This window comes from Pleomorphovibrio marinus (assembly GCF_003347495.1).
GTDB lineage: Bacteria > Bacteroidota > Bacteroidia > Cytophagales > Cyclobacteriaceae > Pleomorphovibrio > Pleomorphovibrio marinus.
On sequence record NZ_QCXY01000009.1, the window covers coordinates 92,684 to 112,577 of the forward strand.

A 19,894-nucleotide genomic window follows, 5' to 3' on the forward strand; every position below is an offset into this window, starting at 1 on the left:
AGATCTTTAAGCCTATCATTGGTTCCGATATCCCAAAATAATTGTATTTTTAGTAGGTAATCTTATCGGGTATTTTCAACCAATGATGTTATGGAAGATTCAAAACAGCCAATAAACAACATAATCTTGAAAGAGTACGGAAAAAACATTCAAAAACTGGTGGATTACATCAAGACAGTGCCTGATGACCAGAAGAGAACCGAATATGCCTATGCACTGGTGGAACTCATCAAGCAGCTCAACCCTCAAATGAAGACGGAGAGTGACCAAAAACTTTGGGACGACATCTACATTATGTCTGATTTTGAATTAATCGTCAACGGCCCGTTTCCCATGCCCCCGAAGGAGCTGCTGGGCAAGCGTCCCCAAATGGTAGGCTATCCTGACGGGGAGGTAAAATTTAAGCATTATGGAAGAAATGTGGAGAAACTTATTGAGAAGGCAGTGGAGATAGAAGATGATGAAGAGCAGGAAACGGCCATCATCTACATTGGTCAATTGATGAGAAGCTTCCACTCTACCTGGAACAAGGAGAATTTTGACGATGCCATTATCATTGACGACATCAAGACCCTTTCTAAAGGCAAGCTCCACATAGACCTGGAAAAGGTAAAGCAAAACGGGCTTTTTGAAACTTCCATGCGAAGAGACTTTAAAACCCAGCCTGCCAGCAATGATAATAATAGCCATTCCGGACGCAAAAACTACGGTGGTAGCAACAAGCGGAGAAACAACGGCTCCAACTCAAAAAGAAGGAGAAACTAATGGCTTCATTCAGGGTAAAAGGAGGGGTGACGCTCAAAGGAGACATCATACCCCAAGGAGCCAAAAACGAGGCCCTACAGGTATTGTGTGCAGTACTCTTGACAGATGAGGAAGTTACCTTACACAAGGTCCCAAATATCAGGGACGTAAATAAACTGATAGAACTGCTCGGTGATATGGGTGTGAAGGTGGATAAAAAGGGTTCAGAATCCTACGCCTTTAATGCCTCCAATGTAAATCTTGCCTATTTAGAAACCCAGGAATACCTGAACAAAGCCGGTGCCCTCCGAGGATCTGTCATGATTTTAGGTCCATTGTTGGCAAGGTTTGGGAAGGGAAAAATCTCCAAGCCAGGAGGGGACAAAATTGGAAGAAGAAGAATGGACACCCACTTTTTCGGGTTTCAGAAATTGGGAGCCACTTTCCACTATGACAGCAAAAAGGAGCTCTATCACATCGACGGCAGCCAGCTTCAGGGTTGCTACATGTTGCTGGACGAGGCCTCGGTCACGGGGACCGCAAATATCCTCATGGCGGCTGTACTCGCAAAAGGAAAAACCACCATCTACAACGCGGCCTGTGAGCCATACCTGCAGCAACTTTGCCAGATCCTCATACAAATGGGTGCCAAAATCACCGGGGTAGGTTCAAACCTCCTACACATAGAGGGCGTTACTTCCCTAAATGGCACCAGCCATACGTTACTCCCTGACATGATAGAAATCGGGTCTTTCATAGGAATGGCTGCCATGACCAAATCCGATATCACCATTAAAAATGTAAGGCTGGAAAAGCTGGGAATCATTCCGGAAATGTTCCGTAGAATGGGTATTAAAATGGAGATAAATGGAGATGACATCAGAATCCCTCCCCAAGACCATTACGAAATAGAGACTTTTATAGATGGGTCCATCCTTACCGTGGCCGATGCTATATGGCCAGGGTTTACACCCGATTTGTTAAGTATCATTCTGGTAACAGCTACACAGGCAAAAGGTACTGTTTTGGTTCACCAGAAAATGTTTGAGAGCAGGCTGTTCTTCGTGGACAAATTAATTGATATGGGGGCACAAATTATCCTATGTGACCCACACAGAGCCACCGTAATTGGGTTGGACAGAAAATATTCCCTGAGGGGCATACGGATGACTTCTCCAGACATCCGTGCAGGAGTGGCCTTGTTGATTGCTGCACTATCCGCAGAAGGAACATCCATCATTGATAATGTGGAACAAATTGACCGTGGATACCAGTACATTGACCAAAGACTCAATGCATTGGGTGCGGACATTATTCGGCTGGATTAGGCAATTAAAAACGGAAACAGGGGATAATGGTACTTCTCCTGTTTCTGTCATTGGGGTTCCCATAAAGGAAGGAGTACCGTATGGAGATTTCATGAGCACCACCGGATTGCATCACAGACATTTTTGAAATCGTGAAATCATAGCTATACCCAATATCCAATCCGGACGGCAAAGCCACACCAAGCAGTAATACAATGGCCTCGCTATTTGGCAGCTTATACTTGACTGGAAAACCCCTATACCAAACCCCAACTACAAGTGGCTCCAACAGAAACTGGGTGCCTATATCCAACTGGTTAAACGCACCTTGCCGCTTGAAATTAAAGGAAACAAAAGCCGATCTCTCCTGCCTGGTATTGCTAAAGTAGTTATTGATCATTCCGTCCCCCAAATCGAATTTCATCCCTCCATGTGCAGAGAGTTTCATCGGCAACTTGCTGATGTTCCCATCTATAAAGGAAGTGTTGGGCTCGGATAAATGATGACCTGAAATCCCCAGCCAGAATTCTTCCGCATGGAAAAGCATACCAAAACTGAAGTCTGCAAAATTGTGTTTGTAATCCTCATCAAAAATTTCACCGCTGTTGTCGTTTACAATCCCTCTCTCCAGGTCCAGCTGTGACCCGAAAACCAGGTCCCCAAAGTAGGCATCCCTCGCCACAAAACTAGCCTGCCCACCAAACCTAAGGAAAAAATCTTCTCCCAAATGCAGTTTGTACGCATAGGTAAGCCCAACTTCATTGGTACTTAGCCTCACTTTACTTTCCCTATTGGCGTTCACGATGATCCCTATGCCACTGTTAATGTCAAACATATAATGATCCAGATAAGCAGAGTAGGAGTTGAAAGAATGATTGAGCCCTGGCCATTGGTTCCTATAATTGGACCCCACCCTGGTCAGCTCCGTCGCCCCCGTGAAAGCCGGGTTGAGGTACAAGGGAGCTGCATAATACTGGGAATACTGTACATCTTGGGCAAACCCAAGGCCCCCCAGGAAAGTGAGCAGCACCACTATTGCCAGTTTTCTTAATTCAGTTATTACATTAGCCATCAACTCCTTCATCACAGCATTCATAAAAATTAAAGTACCAAAGTGAAAACCCCCGTTTTACTCCCCTTCTCTCCATCTATAGAGGTGTACCTGATCTTATACACATAATTCCCATTGGGACTCATGGTGCCATTTAAGGTTCCATCCCATCCCGGATCTTCTATGGAGTATGAGCTGTAAATCAACTCTCCCCATTTATTAAAAATATGGAATTCATAGTCCTCAATGCCTCTCATCCTGGGTCTGAAATAATCATTGAGTCCATCCCCATTCGGAGTGAATGCATTGGGAATCAAAATTCTATACGAAGCAACCACCTCAATTTCCATTTGGGCATAGGACACACAGCCAAAAACATCGAAGGTGGTTAAGGTCACCAGATATGTCCCCGTTCTACTATAACTGTGGACAGGATGCTGTTCGTTGCTTTTGTTACCGTCCCCGAAATCCCACTCCCAGGTAAACACATTACCCAAAGTCTGGTCATTGAACTGTACTGCCTCATGCAACAATATCTCACCTTGAATGCCAGTGGAAATCACGGTATAGTTGAATTCCGCATCTGTGAAGGCCAGGGGCATCTCTACTACCTCAGAAAGTTCAATCTGGCACCCGTTTTCATTCATGACCATGACGGAAACCATTCCATCTTCATAGAAATGGGACTCCAAGTTGTCTCTGTCTCCGTTATTCCAATAAATTTGAAAAGGGCCCTCGCCGCTATTGATTTCCAGCCAGGCCACTCCAGTAAGCACCTTGTTTTCACAGTCCACCTCAAACCGGGTAAACAGCTCCGCCTCCAACCTCTCTGGTTCTTGGATTTCTATGGTCATGGTTTGGGAGCAATTATTATCGTCCACTACCTGAACCGTATAACTCCCCTGAGCTAAATCACCCCTGTTTTGCGTCCCAAGCCCAGGGGCATCCGCCCAATGGACCCGATAAGGTTGAACTCCTCCTGTGATGGTAAGCTGTATGAATCCATTTTCATCACCATGGCAAGCCAACATTTCTGAATGCTCTATTAGAACCTCTAAAGGCTCCGGCTCTGCCACGGTAAACTGCCCCCCTGTAGAACACCCGTTTCTATCCGTGATCAACACCGAGTAAGAGCCAGGGCTAAGGCCTCCGATATTCCTGCTGCTTGCCCCATTAGACCACTCATAAGAATAGGGAGCAGTACCTCCTCTTACTTCCAAGGCAATAGAACCATTGTTTTGCCCGTGGCAGACGACGTCGTTAATGGTTTCATTAAAGGCCAATGGAGCAGGTTCCCTTACCTGATAGGCTACGGTAGTCACACAGCCCAAGGTGTCCGCCACCTGTACCGTATAGGTTCCAGCAGAAAGATTACTTACCGACAATTGATTTTCTACACCATGACTCCAGTTTACCGTAAAGGGAGAGCCGAAACTTTCCACGGCGATACTCAAAGCACCATCATTACTACCTGCGCAGGAAACTCCCTGTATAGACTCAAGGGAAACCTGAAGGTCTCTTGGACGGATAATTTCCACACTTCTTTCCACCCAGCACCCCCTGGCATCGGTAACTTCCACAGTGTAAACTCCGGCACTTAGGTTAGAAATGGTAGAAGTGGTGGCCCCATTCGACCACCTATAGCTAAAGGGTGCTTCTCCCCCATTAATGGTCACCGAAACTTCTCCTCTGTCTTGGTTGGTACAAAGAGCAATTTGTCCTTCCACCGAAATATCCATGGGAGAAGATGGTGGTGGAATGTTGAATTCTTCTTCCAACACACAACCCATGGCATCGGTTACCTGAATGGAATAAATACCCGGAACCACATCCGTTAAATTGGGAGTGGTTTCCCCTGTGGACCACAAGTAAGTGTAGGGCGCAGTACCTCCACTCACGGACACCTCAAAGGATAACCTGTCGTCAAAATGGCAAAGCTCAAAATTCCCCGACCCCTCGATTTGTAAGGGCGCTTCAGGTTCATTCACCCTGAATGTATGGGACTCAAAACAGGAATTGCCATCCAAAATAAATACCGTATAATTCCCAGCCCTGAGACCGGAAATTTCCCTGCCAGTAAGGCCGTTGCCCCATTGCACCTGATAGTTGCCTGTACCACCATGTATTTCCAAGGCAATGCTGCCATCACTGCCACCATAACAACTGACATCCTCGATCTGCGCATCAAAGGTTATGGGGTCCGGCTCCTCTAGGATAATAGATTCAGTGATCGAACAGCCTTTTGCATCTGTGATCGTAACTTGGTAGATTCCTCCATTTTTATCCCTTACCGCCCTGGTCTGCTCTCCCGTACTCCAGGCATAGGTATAAGGGGCAGTTCCCCCAGAAACGATGAGATCCACGCTTCCTCTACCCTCTCCTGCACACCTTACGTCCATCACTAGGGGTTGTACTTGTAAAGGAGCAAGTGGTTCATTAACTACATATTCTCTTTCCAACACACACCCTCTTTCATCCGCAATGGTAGCCACATAAGTCCCTGCGTCCAGGTTTTGAAGAGAAGTGCCTGTCCCTGCCTCTTCCCCTCCATCAGCCTTATGCCAACGTATTTCAAAAGGGCCATTCCCTCCTGAAAGGGCTAAGGAGATGGAACCATCCTGTCCTCCATAGCAACTTACGTGGGTTATTGTAGGATTTACAGAAATGGGGTCAGGTTGAAGAATAATGATGTTTTGCCTGATGCTACATCCTAGGGCATCTGTAACCACCACCTCGAAATTTCCAGGGGCTAACCCTTCTCTGATTTGACCGGTTCCGGCATCAGACCACCTTATATCATAAGGACCAATACCTCCGGAAATTTGCACTTCGGCCCTGCCATCATTGGCCGCATAGCATGCCACGTCCTCTTTGATGATATTCATCTCAAGAGGGGCTGGACTTACCACCTCAACCTCTTCCGCTGGACTGAGGCAACCATTCAGGTCTTCTACTTGAATACTATAAATGCCAGCAGTAAGACCAGTGGCCGCTAATCCATTTTGTGCCACTCCATTCACCAAAAGGCGATACGCAGGAGTTCCACCCGTTGCTAATACTTCCACCCTTCCGTCATTCCCTCCAAAACAAGATACCGGGAAGGTCTCGTAAGTGAAGGAGATGGGCTGGGGATGGGTGATGACAAAGGATTCTTCTGCTAAACAATCATTGTTGTCTGTCACTGTCAAGGTGTAGGTTCCTTCCCCTACCCCTTCCAAGTTTCTTGAGGAACTTACCAAACTCCCTTCACTATCCCTCCATTGGAAAGTATAATTTCCAACACCACCGGAGATGCTTACTTCAATCCTCCCATCTTCGGCACCAAAACAACTGGCGTGTATCAGTGCTTCCTCTGTAACTTCAATCGGGGAGGGAGCCTCCAAAACCACTTGTTCACTCCACTCACAACCTTGGGCATCTCGTACACCTACCTCGTAAACTCCGGCAACTAAATCCTCCAAGGAAATCGATGATCCATTTACTGGGTAGTCCACCCCGTCCAGGCTAATTACATAAGGGGCGGTACCTCCCGTAATTTCCACCAGCAAGCCTGTGGCATCCCCATCACATAAAAGGTCCTGGGTACTTAGAGTTGCCGAAAGGGCCTCTTCTGGCTGGGATACCTCCACGTTTATCGTTTCTGACCTACAGCCCTGGCTTACAGCATAAGCAGCATAGGTGCCCGCCGAAAGGCCGGTAACCTGGTAACTGTTTAATTCCTGACCATCCAACACTATGCGGTAATTACTGCTGTTTCCTCCACTTGGAGAGAAGTTAATACTTCCGTCGCTGCCGCCAAAACAAGAAACATCCGTAACGGAGGCCTCTAAGAGGATTGGAGTCGGTTCATCGATATCAAAAGACTCTATGAGCACACATCCGTTGGCATCCCTGATCTCCACCTGGTAGGTTCCCATAGTCTTGCCCTGTATGCGGTTGGTCTGCTCCCCAGTGGACCATTGATAGGTATAGGGCGCTGTGCCTCCGGCTACAACCACTTCCAAGCTGCCGTCATCCCCCTGGTAGCAACTTGCATCCTGCTTTAAGACTTGAAGGGATAAGGGGTTGGCGGGCTCAGTAACCACGTACTCCCTTTCCACCGAGCAGCCCAACGCATCCACCACCGTCGCGATGTACACGCCCGCAGTAAGATCCTGGATATGGTTGCCCTGTCCTATTTGCTCCCCTGAATCCTTGATAGACCAGATAATTTCAAAATTTCCGTTCCCCCCGGATAAATTAAGCTGAATAGCCCCATCTTCCCCTCCGTGGCAGCTTACCGGTGTAATATCCACACTGGTGTTGATAGGGTCAGGCTGGGTGATCAATACGTTCTCCCTTATGACACAGCCATTCGCATCGGTGATTACCACCTCATAATTGCCAGGGGCCATGTTTTCCCTCTCCGCATCCTGGATTCCGTCAGACCATCGGATTTGGTAGGGACCTGTTCCCCCTGTCACCTCTACACCTGCCCTTCCATCGTTGGCAGCAAAACAGCTCAAATTTTCCGAAGAAACCAGTAAACCCAAAGGTTCAGGTGCTGTGATAGTCACTTCCTCACCCGGGGATAAACAGCCATTGGCATCTGCTACCCTTATAAAATAGGTGCCTGCCGATAAGCCGGTTGCTTCTAAGCCCGATCTGTAAACACCATTAACCACTAACTGATATCCAGGGAACCCTCCTGCGGCCGTAGCCTCAATGCGGCCGTTCTGACCCCCATGACAGGAAACATGCGTAAGTTGATGGTCAAAAGAAAGTGGGGTAGGTTCAAGGATTTCGAAATCCTCGGCATTAATACATCCATTGGTATCGGTTACAGTTAATGTATAGACCCCTGCGGGCACTCCTACCAAATTTTGATAACTTCCTACCTGTATCCCTTCTGAATCGGCCCATTCAAAACTGTATCCTCCGTTACCTCCTTCTATCAAGACCCTGATTTCCCCATCTTCGCCTCCAAAACAAGAAACCGGAGATATTTCATCCTCTTCTATCAAAATGGGGTTAGGGCCTGTTATGGCCAGATTCTCTTCCCAGGAACACCCGTTTGCGTCTGTAAGTACTAATGTATATTGTCCTACTGCAAGGTCCTGAAAGAGGATTGAATGATCCGCAACAGGGAAAGTCTCTCCATTTAGTGCCACCTGATATGGGGAAGTTCCTCCGCTGATCTCCATTTGGATTGCAGACAGGTCACCGTGACACAGTACAGGGTTTAAATAATCCAAACTGGCACTCAGTGCAGCTTCCGGCTGATCAATTGTCAGTGAAATGGTTTCAGAGATACAGTTCCCCCGCATAGCATAGGCTGTGTAAGTACCCGCACTCAGGCCATTCAGCATGGCATCATTGATTTCCTGCCCATTCACAAAATACCTGAATGGGCCAGAGGCCCCACCTGTGGCGGAAAAAGAGAGACTTCCATCATTTCCACCGAAACAGGACACATCCTGCTTATCTGTCATAAGCATCACCTCATTGGGTTGTGTGATTTCGATTACCCTGAGGATATCTTCGCACCCACCATCCGATACGGTATAGTGATAAAACCCTGCTTTCACACCGGATAGGGTAAGTTGATTGTCTGTACCGGGTATCCCTTCGGGATCTACCCCATCCTCACTGAATGCCCAAGTAATAGTATAAGGCGAGGTACCACCTGAAACTTGCAAATTGATACTGGTGCTGCCAGCGTAACACTGAATAGGGTTAAATGCAGATTCCACCTGAAGGGGGAAAGGTTGCGTAAGGGTTCTTGGAGGGATGTCCACCACACATCCATTGGCATCTACCGCTTCGATTTGGTAAGCCACGTTGGCAGAAAGCCCATCGAAGACCAAGGTTTCATTAGGATTTGCCGAGTAATTTTGCCCCAGGAATGTCACCGTATAAGGGCCAGTACCACCGGTTAGGGTAAGCGAAAGCTCCCCGTCCTCAGATTCGAAACAACTTAAAGATTGCCTTTCAAAAGAGGATATCGCAAACGGAGCTGCTGGTTGCTCTAGGGTAAAGTTAACCTCCTCAGATACACAACCTTTCACATTGTCTATGGCATAAGCTACATAGGTACCGGCCGTGGCCAGATATTGATTTCCCGCAATGGGAGCACCGTTCACGTAATAGGTAAAAGCAGTGGAACCTGGAGAACTGGCGGATAAAGTAACTTGGGAAGTGCCACCAAAACATAAAATAGGTGGGGCATCAAAATCGAGATCCACGGTAGAGCCGTCCTCTACCTCTACCACATCTATAAAAATGCCACAGGTCCTGGCATCGACTACCGTATACCTGTACTCCCCAGCCTCTACATTTTCCAGACTAATGCCAGTAGCAGAGAGAGTTTCCCAATTCCCGCTTTGGGTATTGAAGGATTCCCAAGTAATGGCATAAGGCTGCACGCCTCCTGTGATGTCAAGGGAAATAGAGGTTTGACCTCCTGCGCAAAGTATTTCCCCTACATGGTGACTTACTTCAAATAGCTCTGGCTGCTCAATGACAATATTTTCTGAAGTTTGGCATACATCGTTGTCATCCCAGACTTCCAGAGTATAACTTCCTGCTCTCAAGGCTGCAAACAAATAGTGTTGCCCCGGATCCAATTCGGAAAGATGGTAAAGAGAACCGTTGTTCCCTGTAAGGGTGGCTCGGTATTGAGGTCTTCCACCAAGGACAGAAAAGGATATTTCCCCATTGTTACCCTGAAAGCAAGAGACATCTCCCTTTTCTAAAAAGTCGACTTCCAAGGGTCGATCTGGTTGGTTGATTTGTACCAATTGAGGAGGGGATTCACAACCTTGATTATCCCTGATAGCTACCAGGTAAGCCCCAGGTGCTAAATTGAAAAAATCCCTCATTCCTCCTTGGTTTACGCCATTAACCCACACCGTGAATGTTCTTCCGCCCTGAACTACCGGGTTAAGCACTTGAAGTATACCGTCATTGGCACCAAAACAGGTAATATCTTGTGTACTTATATTAAATTGGGGCTGAAGAATATCCTGAATGACAAAATTGCCAGTCTGAGTGGGGCAACCCTCGTCCTCAACCTCCCAGGTATAGGTTCCTGAATTAAGGTCGGCGAAAGAAAAAGCCCCTACATTTTCACCTTCAAATTCCAGGAAATATCCATTGTCACCCGTCAGCCTTATGGTCTTGCCCGGCAAGCCCCCAATCACTTCAAGACTAAAACTGCCCCTATCCTCGGCACAAACAGGCTGGGTCACTATAGGTGAGGTAAAGATAGCTTCGGGCTGGGTAATCACATAATCCGGGGATATAATGGTACATCCACCTGCAAAGGTCAACTCCATGAAATAGGTACCAACGATAAGCTGACCCAAATCAGCGGTAGCTATGGGTGCTTTACCTCCGGTGGCAGTCCTTCTATACCATTGGAAATTGTCACCCGGCGAAGTACCAGAGATGGAAAACTGTAAGGCACCATCATTACCACCAAAGCAGGAAACGTTTTGCTCAACTTGAGCATCATATACCGGAGGGTTTGGTTGGTCAATTGTTAAGGTGGACTCATCTTGACATCCTGCGGAATCTTCCACACGTACTGAATAATCCCCCGCAGGGAGCCCCGCCAAAACAGTGGAATTTGCGGGCTGCCAAATACCATCCTTAAAAATGAAATAGCTGTAGGCAGGTTGCCCGCCTGTGGCAGAAAGGAAAATCACCCCCGTCTCTCCCGGACAAGAAGCATCTTGGGCATTGGTCACCAGACGCAAGGGATTAGCAGGTCCCGGAACCCTGAAGATTTTAGTAACCGTACAATTTGAACCTGCACTGTACTCCACCCTGTAGAATCCAGGTTGAAGACCAGATACCAAAGTTTGGTTTTCAGCAATAACTTCATCCGTAGATACATCTATCCATCGGTTACTTCCCTGTCCCGGAGCTGCACCAGTGAAGGTAACTTCTATGCTGGCATCGTCTAAGGTACAGGAAGGAGGTACAATTTCTACCAAGTCTATGGAAAGTTCGTCGGGTTGGAAAATCTCAATGTCATCCAACCTGAAGCTACAACCATTGGCATCCGTAACGGTAACTCCGTAGGTGCCTTGGCCCAGGTTTGTGGGGTTTTTGTTGATAAACCCATGATCCCAATTATAGAAATACACTCCTGTGCCTCCAGTGACTTCTATACCTATCCTGCCGTCATTTCTACCAAAACAGGATACATCCAGCCTTTCTACCAATTCAACATGAAGGGCTTCTGGGCCATCCAAATCAATAACCTCCTCTACCAAACAACCGTTGGCATCCCTCACCAAGGCTTTGTAAATACCTGCTGTAATATTGGAAAGGGTCAACCCATTGCCAGGCACAGGTTGGAAAACTCCTGGCACGTCTTCTATTTCCCAGTTAATCTGATAAGGGGAATTGCCCCCTGCTACCTGAATTTCAATTCTACCATCCAGGGAGTCATGGCATTTAGGGGTCACCTTATTTAATACATTGATTTCAACACCTGAACTCGGCTGGCTAATTAAAATATCTGTCAACTCCTTCCAGCATCCATTTTCATCAGTTACTCTTACATTATATAGGCCGGCGGCAACATCTTCGATATTTTGAAGATTTGAGGTGAAGCCGTTAGGTCCGGTCCAATTGAAGGTGTAGTCCCCTACCCCACCGCTTATGGCCAAAGATATTGCACCCGTTTCTTCCCCAAAACAAAAAACATTTACCGGTGGACCGTCCAGAGAAAGTTGAAGTTCTGGGGTAGGGGCAATGGTAAAGGATTCTTGCACAAAACAGGAAGGGTTCCCCAGGTCATAAACCCTTACGGCATAATTTCCCGGAGACCTATTTGTCAGGTTTTGGTCTGTAGATATCACATTGGACATATTGGAAGCCAAAAACCACTCAACACCAAGGTTTCCAGAACCTCCATCGATAGTGATGGAAATACCTCCATTTCCTTGACCAAAGCAGGTTTCTGGACTGATTTCCGGATCAGTTATGGTGATAGGTGGGGGACTTGCAATGTCAAAGTTGATATTAGGAACTGCACAACCATTGGCATCCCTAATCTGGATATACTGGTCATTCCCTGCAGCTAAACCTGAGAGGGAAATCTCGGTCTCATTGGTTGTGACAAAGGTATCTCCATTCAAGGCATAAGCATATGGAGCTGTCCCTCCTGAAAGTGTAAAAGAGATACTTCCATCAGCGTTCCCAAAGCAACTTACGTCCACCGTTGTAGGTGGTGAAACAGCCAAAGGACCTGGTTCTTCCAACTGAAAGTCCGCATAAACCTGACACCCATTCTGGTCGGTAACCACCCAACGGTAGCTACCCCCATCTAAGTTGGACAAACTTGTCCCTGTTTGCCCAGAAAGATTTTCGAACTCTCCTCCAATCAATTGCTGCCATTGAAAATTCAGGGTACCCGTTCCACCACTTGCCTGTAGCCCAGAAATAGCACCATTGCCGTCACCATGACAGAGGATGGAAGTGATGTTCAATCCGGTCTCATCAATAATAATTTGTTCCGGAGTGTCTATGGTTATTGATTCTACAATATTGCAATTGGTGCCATACGCTATTTGGATTTGGTGATCCCCGGCGGGAAGTCCTGTGAAAGTGTGGTTGTTGCTAGTAACAGTTTGTCCATTTAAGGTAATGGTGAAATCCGTACTTGTATCTGCAATTTCCACTGCCAAACTCCCATCTTCGCCTCCAAAACAGGTTGGGGCAGTAGGGGTATAGGATACCAAAGGGGGATCAGGTACAGGAACATCCACTGTAAACAAGGTCTCGCAACCCTCCGCATCGCGAACGGTTACCGTACTTTCCCCTGCCGGCAAACTACTTGCAGTAGGAGTGGTCTCTCCATTACTCCATAGAAAGGTGTAACTTCCCCAACCTCCCTGTATATCAAATACCCTGGCCGAGCCATCATCAGCCCCGACACAACTTAAGGCCGAAAGTACTTCCGTTTGTGCAGAAATAGCTGCATCCGGGCCGTTAATGGTCACGTTAAGAGTAATAGCACATCCTCCCTGATCGGTCACGGTCACGGTATAGTTCCCAGGCGCCAATCCAGTGGCAGTCCTTCCTGTTTGTCCATCACTCCAGGAATAAGAATATCCCCCCCATCCACCGGAGCGGTTGACCCTGGCAGTACCATCTTCCTCGCCAAAGCAGGACTCCGGGGTAGTGACTACAGTGGCAGTTAGCGGGGTGTTTGGAGCCCCAACTGTGGCCTGGTATTCCAGGGTACATAAAGGGTAGTCATCGCCACCATGCCTCACCAATATGGTATACGTCCCTGCTCCAAAACCAGGAAAAATTTGCTGACCAGTAGTAACTCCGACAGGAATCGTTTGGCTGTCCACCAGCACATTGCCTCCTGCATCTAAAATATCCACCTCCACACTGGCAGGAGGGAATGGAAAGGTCATAGAAAGCCGATTCACATCCAGTATGATACTTCCATCCGTATCCCCTACACAGGTGATTGGTTGTGTACTGGGCACTACCTCTATTGGGACATCATTTGCGATGTTAAATACAATCTCCTCTGGACAATCTTCCAACCGGTACCGGTCTGTAATTTCCAGCACATAATCCCCAGCAGTTAGCTCATTGTACCGGATTTGGCCATCTGTAGCCGTAATCCATCCTGTTTCGTAAGTTCCATTGGCGCGTCGAATCCTGAATCTCACTTCACCTTCATAGGCTGTGGCATCAAAGGCAACCCCACCGTTGCCCACACAGGTTTCGGGAAAGGTTCCTGCTCCTTCGGCCGGGGCAATCTCGATAGGCTCTACTTCTTCGATTTCTACCTCAGTAAGTTCCTTACACCCCGTAGCATCTATTACTTCCACCAAGTAGCGTCCTGCCGGAATCCCGTTAAGATCCAGATTCCTACCGGCCAAATTTTGAGTCAAGACCAGGTTATTGGCCTCATTGTAAAAATTCACGGTAAAGGGTGCAATGCCGTTCTCTATGGTACCAAACACATTCCCGAATGTCTCCCCCTCGCATTGTTGGTTTTCCTCGTATTCTATATGCAGGATGAAATTGGTGCTTCCAGAAAAGTTAATGGTTTCGGAATAGGTGTTACCCACTGCATCAGTTACATTAAGAGTATAATCCCCCCCTTGGGCCTGCTCAATGGTACTGAACTCGCTTTCGCCTACATTGGTATCGGTCTGAATTACCGTTCCCCCATAACTCCAGACATAGGTGTAGGGAGCCACTCCATTTCTTACACGGATAGAGGCCATTTTTTCACACTCCGAGAAGATGAAAACATCCCTGATTATTGAAGCCTTTGCTTCCGAAATAGAAAGCATCAGGAACAGCCCCAATAAAAAGCCATGTAATACCGGTAAATTTCTCTTCAACATGATAAAACAAAAGCACTAAAAACTCTTCTCTCTCCAAACTCTTCCCCTAATTCCTTAAAAAGAGGCACCCAAACACTAAAAACCATTTTTGGACCAATGCTTTGCCATCCAAAAATTTGCGCTATAGGTAGTATAAAACGTAACTTAATTTTTGATATAAAATACTATGTACTTTACATATAATAAAATTAAATTCGTATTTTATGACTACTTTAAGTAATAAATAGAATTTTTCAATAGCATCAAAAGAGTGGCCTAAAAAAATTTACTTCAACATTTATTCAATTGCAAAGCCCAACGTAGGTACAGAAGATAGCACTAGGTCTTAAAACCTTATTTTGATGGAAATTGTGAAACACCAAATTACCCTATTTATCAAAAGTCTAGAATATAGGAAATTACTGGGGGTTAAAAAGGGTATAGTTTTATTATAAAGACAACAACTTCTGCTTCGATACAATGACTTCTCAAGATGGAAAACTGTTTTTCTTAATGGAAAAAGAAGGGATGAATGGACAAACTTCCTGGAAATCAAAAGTATGGATCAACTTTCAAAACAGAATATATTTTGGCATAAAATTAGCTTACCTAAGACGAAACAAACTAAACCAATTAAATTTATTACTTACCATGAAAAAAGTAGCATTATTATCAGTAATGATTCTAGGAGTTATTTTCCATTCCAATGCCCAGCAAGATCCGCCGAGTGAAGGCAAGGGGAGTTTTGGTATTCGGGGTGGAGCCAATTTCTTCAATTGGGGAGGCTCAGATATCAGCAGCAGCGATTATAACAACCGGGTAGGTTTCCATGCTGGAGTCTATGGAACGGTTTTCCTAGGCGAAGCCTTTGCGATTGAGCCCGGTGCCTATTACTCTGTAAAAGGAACCCAAAATGACGACTTTGCCGATAGCAGGGCCATTTTGAACTACATTGACATCCCCGTGCTTTTCAGGGTATATGCCGGAGATGGTTTTAATTTCTTTGCCGGGCCCCAGGGTTCCATCTTGATGGGCTCCACCTTCGAGGCGGATGTATTGGGAAACACTCTGGGATGGAACACCGATGCCATCAATGATGTGGATTATGGAGTTGTCGTTGGAGTTGGCTACAATCTCCCTCGGGGACTCAACCTTCAGGCCAGCTATGACTTAGGCTTAAGGCCGGTATTCAAGGATTCGGACGCTGAGGTGTACAATAGAGGCTTTAAGCTTTCTGTCGGCATAAGCTTCTAATTTCTTCCCGAGCTGTCTCCATTTCTGTGGGATGCATCCCTATACAAGGTATCGATATTCTGACAGGAAAATGGAGACAGCTCATTTTATTACTTTTTTGATTTAAATGCCTTCTACTCCTTTTTGCCTTCAATCTCTTCCAGCAGTTTCCGGTACCATTCCTTCCCGTATTTCCTGGTCAGGGCCCCTTCTAAAAAACGGTATAGTGGGACACCAAGGGATTTTCCCAAGGCACAGGCAGGATCACAGATCTCCCAGCGATCATAGTTCAGGGCATCATATTGGTCGTATTTTGTGATCCTGATGGGATAGAGATGGCAACTGATGGGTTTTCTAAAATTGGTTTTCCCTTCCATATATGCCTGCTCAATTCCGCATTTTAATATTCCCTTTTCGTCTTTTATGGCGTAAGCACACGCACCATTATTCCCGATGGTGGAAGTTCCCTTTTCGCCATCCATGTCTATTTCCCAGGTACCTTTATCCATAATGGCCTTGACCCCTTCCTCCGTAAGAAAGGGTTTTACTTCAGGAAAAACCTTTTCCAGGATTAGTGTTTCTTCCTCGGTGAGCGGTGCACCGGCATCTCCCTGAACACAACAGGCACCTTTGCACTTCTCCAGGTCACAGACGAAAAACTTTTCTTTTATATCGTCGCTGATAACAGCATTTTCGATTACTATCATGATAGGGCAAAGGTAGCTATATTTTTTGAGCAGCACAGGCAAAAGGAGGGTTTAGCGACTCGATACCTGGCACAAGTGAAAAATCATTTCACCTTTGTATTCAGCGCATGTTCAATTAAAAGGTGCCATTAGCTATTTGCGATGGCCTAAAGCATAAGAATCAGTGAATGATCCTCTTTCAGGAACCGACAGTTCAAATGCTTTAGTTTTCGAAACAAAAAAGCGAAGTAGATGCAATCTTCACCCTATGTGCCTGAAAGTTTCCCAGCTAATTCAGCCCATGAAAAGGTTCAGCACCTGCAATCCCTTACTTAACCCACAGAGCAAGATTAAGCTAATCCTCAAAATTAAGTACCTTGATCTGGAAAAAGGATTATACTTTAACAAATTGCTTCAAAATGAGGTGTAATTCCACTCCTCGTGACATTGCAATATTATTTCAAATTAGGGTTTACAAGCGTTTACGGGATGTAAAAATAATCGAAGAAAGCTTTTCTATTGCACGTTTCAACCCACCAATTGATCATAAGCTACCACCGGATGACAATCTTATGCTACTTTATGTTAAAAAGTAAAACATCCGCTTCAATGATACTGAACTTGAACCTAAAATACGAGGTAGGCAATGTGGTTCTGAACCTTAAGTATTCTTTATGTACAACGGGCACTATTAACATTGACCAAAGATCTCCCATCACTTGCTTCTTCAAAAATAGATAGGTGATCTTTTGTCCAAGCTTTCCGAAAAGCCCTTAGTACCTAAACTCTTTCATTTCAGCTTTATCCAGAATATCAATTTCCAAATAAAAAGCCGCCTCACCAAAGATGAGGCGGCTTAACCCAGCACTATGAAGAAAAGCTTGTCTAAGCCTTATGCATTATTAAACTACGGTGCGGGAAAAATGTTTTATTTTTTTTAAAATCTAAATTCATAACCCATTGTAATAAACCTCGGTAAGCCTACGCGAATTCCTTGTGGTCTTCTGGAAGCAATATAGCGTTCATTGAACATGTTTTTCACTGATAGGTTAAATCGCGAGTTCCACTTGTCCACGTTATAAAACACATTGGCATCCATCAAGAAGTAAGAGGGCATCAAACCATTTCTTCCATCCAGGCTGGGCACCACCGAGTTCACCTCATCGGTAAACTGATCCCCCACGTAGTTGGCGGTAAGTCTCGCACCCAAGCCCATGTTCGTCTCTAAGGTGAGGGCTGAATTGATAAACCATTCAGGGGCATAGGGAGTCCTGTTTCCATTAATGTTTACATCTCCTTTAAACCTATCCTCCGAGAAGGTGGATTGCACATAAGTAGCGTTGATGTCATAGGTAAGGTTAAGCCTGCTGAAGCCGGCCAACTGTCCAATGTCGAATACCAAGGCAGACTCTATTCCCTGGTGTAAGGTGGCCCCCGCATTGATCACCCCAAAGCCAATTCCACCAGCTGCTTCGGCAACTGGGATAATCTGATTAGAAAAGTCCATTCGGAAAGCCGTCATCTCCAGGAACAACCATCTTTTCAAATCCGACCTGAACCCAAGTTCATAGTTCCAACTTTCCTCAGCATCCAGATCTAAAACGTCTCCGACAGCGGTGATGGCATCTTTGGTACGGGGAGGGGCATATCCCTTATGTATTCCACCAAAAACATTCACTTTTGGGTTGGCACTGTAATTGAAACCGACACCGGGAATAATCTCCGTTATGGTATTGCCTGCCACCAAAATGGTGTCCCTAATCCCTACTTCGGGGAAATTCCTTCGGTTGATGTCTCTTTCGTAATTGAAGTTTTCCATTCTTACCCCTGCACTTAGCACAAATTTCTCCGTAAGGTTAAACTTGTTCTGCACATAAGCACTCAAGGCATGACCGGTTCGTACCTCATCCTCCACCAAATCACCACTGGATACCCCTGCCTTTGTACCGTTCACCCTTTGTTCAAAAGCCCTCTCATAAAGAAACCTGGTCCCAACAATAAGGTCATTCTTCCTATTGAACAAATTGTGACTGGCTTCTAACCTGGGTTCAAAACCCGCCACCTCAAATTGTCTCATCCGGTTTCCAGTACCGTCACGCATAAAAATAGCACCCCCTGGAATCTCCCGGTCTCCCCAGACCACACCAGTCCAATTGTTGGGAGGGGTATTGGTGGGATTGATGGCAAAATCCTGTCTGTTCCAGTTCCTGGTGGTGGTATAGCCATAGGCAATGGTTCGGAGCTTTACGTTTTCGTTAATCTTGTACCTATGGCTAAAGCTCAAGGAATACCTTCTCACATCCAACTGGTCATCGGGTGCCAACCTAGTAAAATCCTGACCTCCATGGTCATACATTACCTGGTTAAGGCCGATGTAGGTGGAGTTGGAGACCTCATCATAAACCCCCACCTTTACCCCAAGTTCTGAGCGGTCACTCATATTGAACAAAAGCTTGGTATTGAAATCGGTAATGTCAAACTCGGTAGGACCCACGTTATCCGCTCTTTTCTTCATTAGGTTTACCTGAACCCCAGTGTTTCCAATGGTATTACCATAATTGACAAGCCCACTAAATAAACCACCTTGGCCTCCTTGCAGGAAAACAGATCCCTCTTCTTCCTGTGGTGGGTTTGGGGTGATGTAGTTCACAACACCTCCTATGGTCTGAGGGCCATATAATATTTGACCCGATCCCTTCAGGATTTCTATGCCTGCCATCCTGTCTATGGCAGGGGTATAATACATTTCGGGCTCACCATAGGGTGCCAAAGCAACAGGAACCCCATCTTCCATCACCAACACGGAGCGGCTCCGCGATGGGTCTAAACCTCTAATGCCTATGTTTACACGCATTCCCAGCCCTTCTTCATCCACTACATGGACACCTGGGGATCTTCTCAGGGCCTCATTTCCACTGATAGGAGCAAGCTGTTGAATGTCTTTTTTGTCTATATAAGATACGGACCCGGGAACCCTACTAAAAATCCTGTCCCTATTGGCAATTACGGTGATCTGGGGCATTTCAGCACCGTGGTTCTCAAAGGCCAGGTTTAACTCCTGAATTTGACCATCCCTGACCTCCACCTCTCTATAAATGGGCTTATAACCCACGGCAGAAATTTTGAGTGTATAAGTACCATCCTCCAAGTTATAAATCTGAAACTCACCGTTCATGTCAGTGTATGCTCCTTTCACTGTACCTACCACGGAAATGGTAGCGTAGGGTACAGCTTCCCCTTCCACAGATTTTATGTTTCCCCTTATCACCAATTCCCTTTCCTTTTCATTTTCGTCGATACTAACAGAAAATGCAGGAACCTCTGGTAAGAAAAGACAACAAACCAAGGATAAAACCTTAAGGATATAGCAGTTTTTCAAATGTGGTAAAATTTCCATATGGTAATAAAATTCAGAAAACCGGAGTTAATTTTAATTTAGATTGATTTTGAATTAGCCTTTCTGACGCAAAGGTATTCTCTATTTAAACTTAATCCAAATAAGCTATTAACATTTGCTATAGA

General features: G+C 45.9%; 7 protein-coding genes. 3 read left to right on the forward strand and 4 right to left on the reverse strand.

Annotated elements, in window-relative coordinates:
• The first annotated feature begins 90 nt into the window (after positions 1-90).
• Positions 91-765, forward strand: coding sequence for a DUF4290 domain-containing protein (locus DB520_RS19565; RefSeq protein WP_114751468.1), 675 nt, complete (start codon positions 91-93; stop codon positions 763-765).
• On the forward strand, positions 765-2,072 hold the full coding sequence (murA, locus tag DB520_RS19570) for a UDP-N-acetylglucosamine 1-carboxyvinyltransferase (protein WP_114751469.1): 1,308 nt from the start codon (positions 765-767) through the stop codon (positions 2,070-2,072). The genes DB520_RS19565 and murA overlap by 1 nt, the downstream gene beginning before the upstream one ends.
• Positions 2,073-2,076: 4 nt before the next feature.
• Here murA and DB520_RS19575 read toward each other — a convergent pair whose 3' ends face one another.
• Positions 2,077-3,147, reverse strand: a complete 1,071-nt coding sequence (locus tag DB520_RS19575; RefSeq protein ID WP_232835065.1) for a PorP/SprF family type IX secretion system membrane protein — start codon at positions 3,145-3,147, stop codon at positions 2,077-2,079.
• Positions 3,148-3,152: 5 nt separating this feature from the next.
• Complete coding sequence (locus DB520_RS19580) at positions 3,153-14,474, reverse strand: T9SS type B sorting domain-containing protein (protein WP_114751470.1); 11,322 nt, start codon at positions 14,472-14,474, stop codon at positions 3,153-3,155.
• Between the two features lie 630 nt (positions 14,475-15,104).
• Here DB520_RS19580 and DB520_RS19585 point away from each other — a divergent pair.
• The gene (locus DB520_RS19585) at positions 15,105-15,707 is read left to right on the forward strand and encodes a porin family protein (RefSeq protein ID WP_114751598.1); all 603 of its coding nucleotides are present in this window, start codon (positions 15,105-15,107) and stop codon (positions 15,705-15,707) included.
• A gap of 113 nt (positions 15,708-15,820) precedes the next feature.
• On the opposite strand, the gene DB520_RS19590 is transcribed toward DB520_RS19585, so the two are convergent.
• A complete protein-coding gene (locus DB520_RS19590; RefSeq protein WP_114751471.1) occupies positions 15,821-16,393 on the reverse strand; it encodes a DUF3109 family protein in 573 nt (190 codons plus the stop codon).
• A 916-nt stretch (positions 16,394-17,309) separates the two neighbouring features.
• On the reverse strand, positions 17,310-19,769 hold the full coding sequence (locus DB520_RS19595; RefSeq protein WP_114751472.1) for a TonB-dependent receptor: 2,460 nt from the start codon (positions 19,767-19,769) through the stop codon (positions 17,310-17,312).
• Positions 19,770-19,894 lie beyond the last annotated feature (125 nt).

Coding starts and splice junctions, on each gene's coding strand:
- DB520_RS19575 (WP_232835065.1), bottom strand. CDS start 3,147: ATGAATGCTGTGATGAAGGAGTTGATGGCTAATGTAATAACTGAATTA.
- DB520_RS19595 (WP_114751472.1), bottom strand. CDS start 19,769: ATGGAAATTTTACCACATTTGAAAAACTGCTATATCCTTAAGGTTTTA.
- DB520_RS19580 (WP_114751470.1), bottom strand. CDS start 14,474: ATGTTGAAGAGAAATTTACCGGTATTACATGGCTTTTTATTGGGGCTG.
- DB520_RS19565 (WP_114751468.1), top strand. CDS start 91: ATGGAAGATTCAAAACAGCCAATAAACAACATAATCTTGAAAGAGTAC.
- DB520_RS19590 (WP_114751471.1), bottom strand. CDS start 16,393: ATGATAGTAATCGAAAATGCTGTTATCAGCGACGATATAAAAGAAAAG.
- murA (WP_114751469.1), top strand. CDS start 765: ATGGCTTCATTCAGGGTAAAAGGAGGGGTGACGCTCAAAGGAGACATC.
- DB520_RS19585 (WP_114751598.1), top strand. CDS start 15,105: ATGAAAAAAGTAGCATTATTATCAGTAATGATTCTAGGAGTTATTTTC.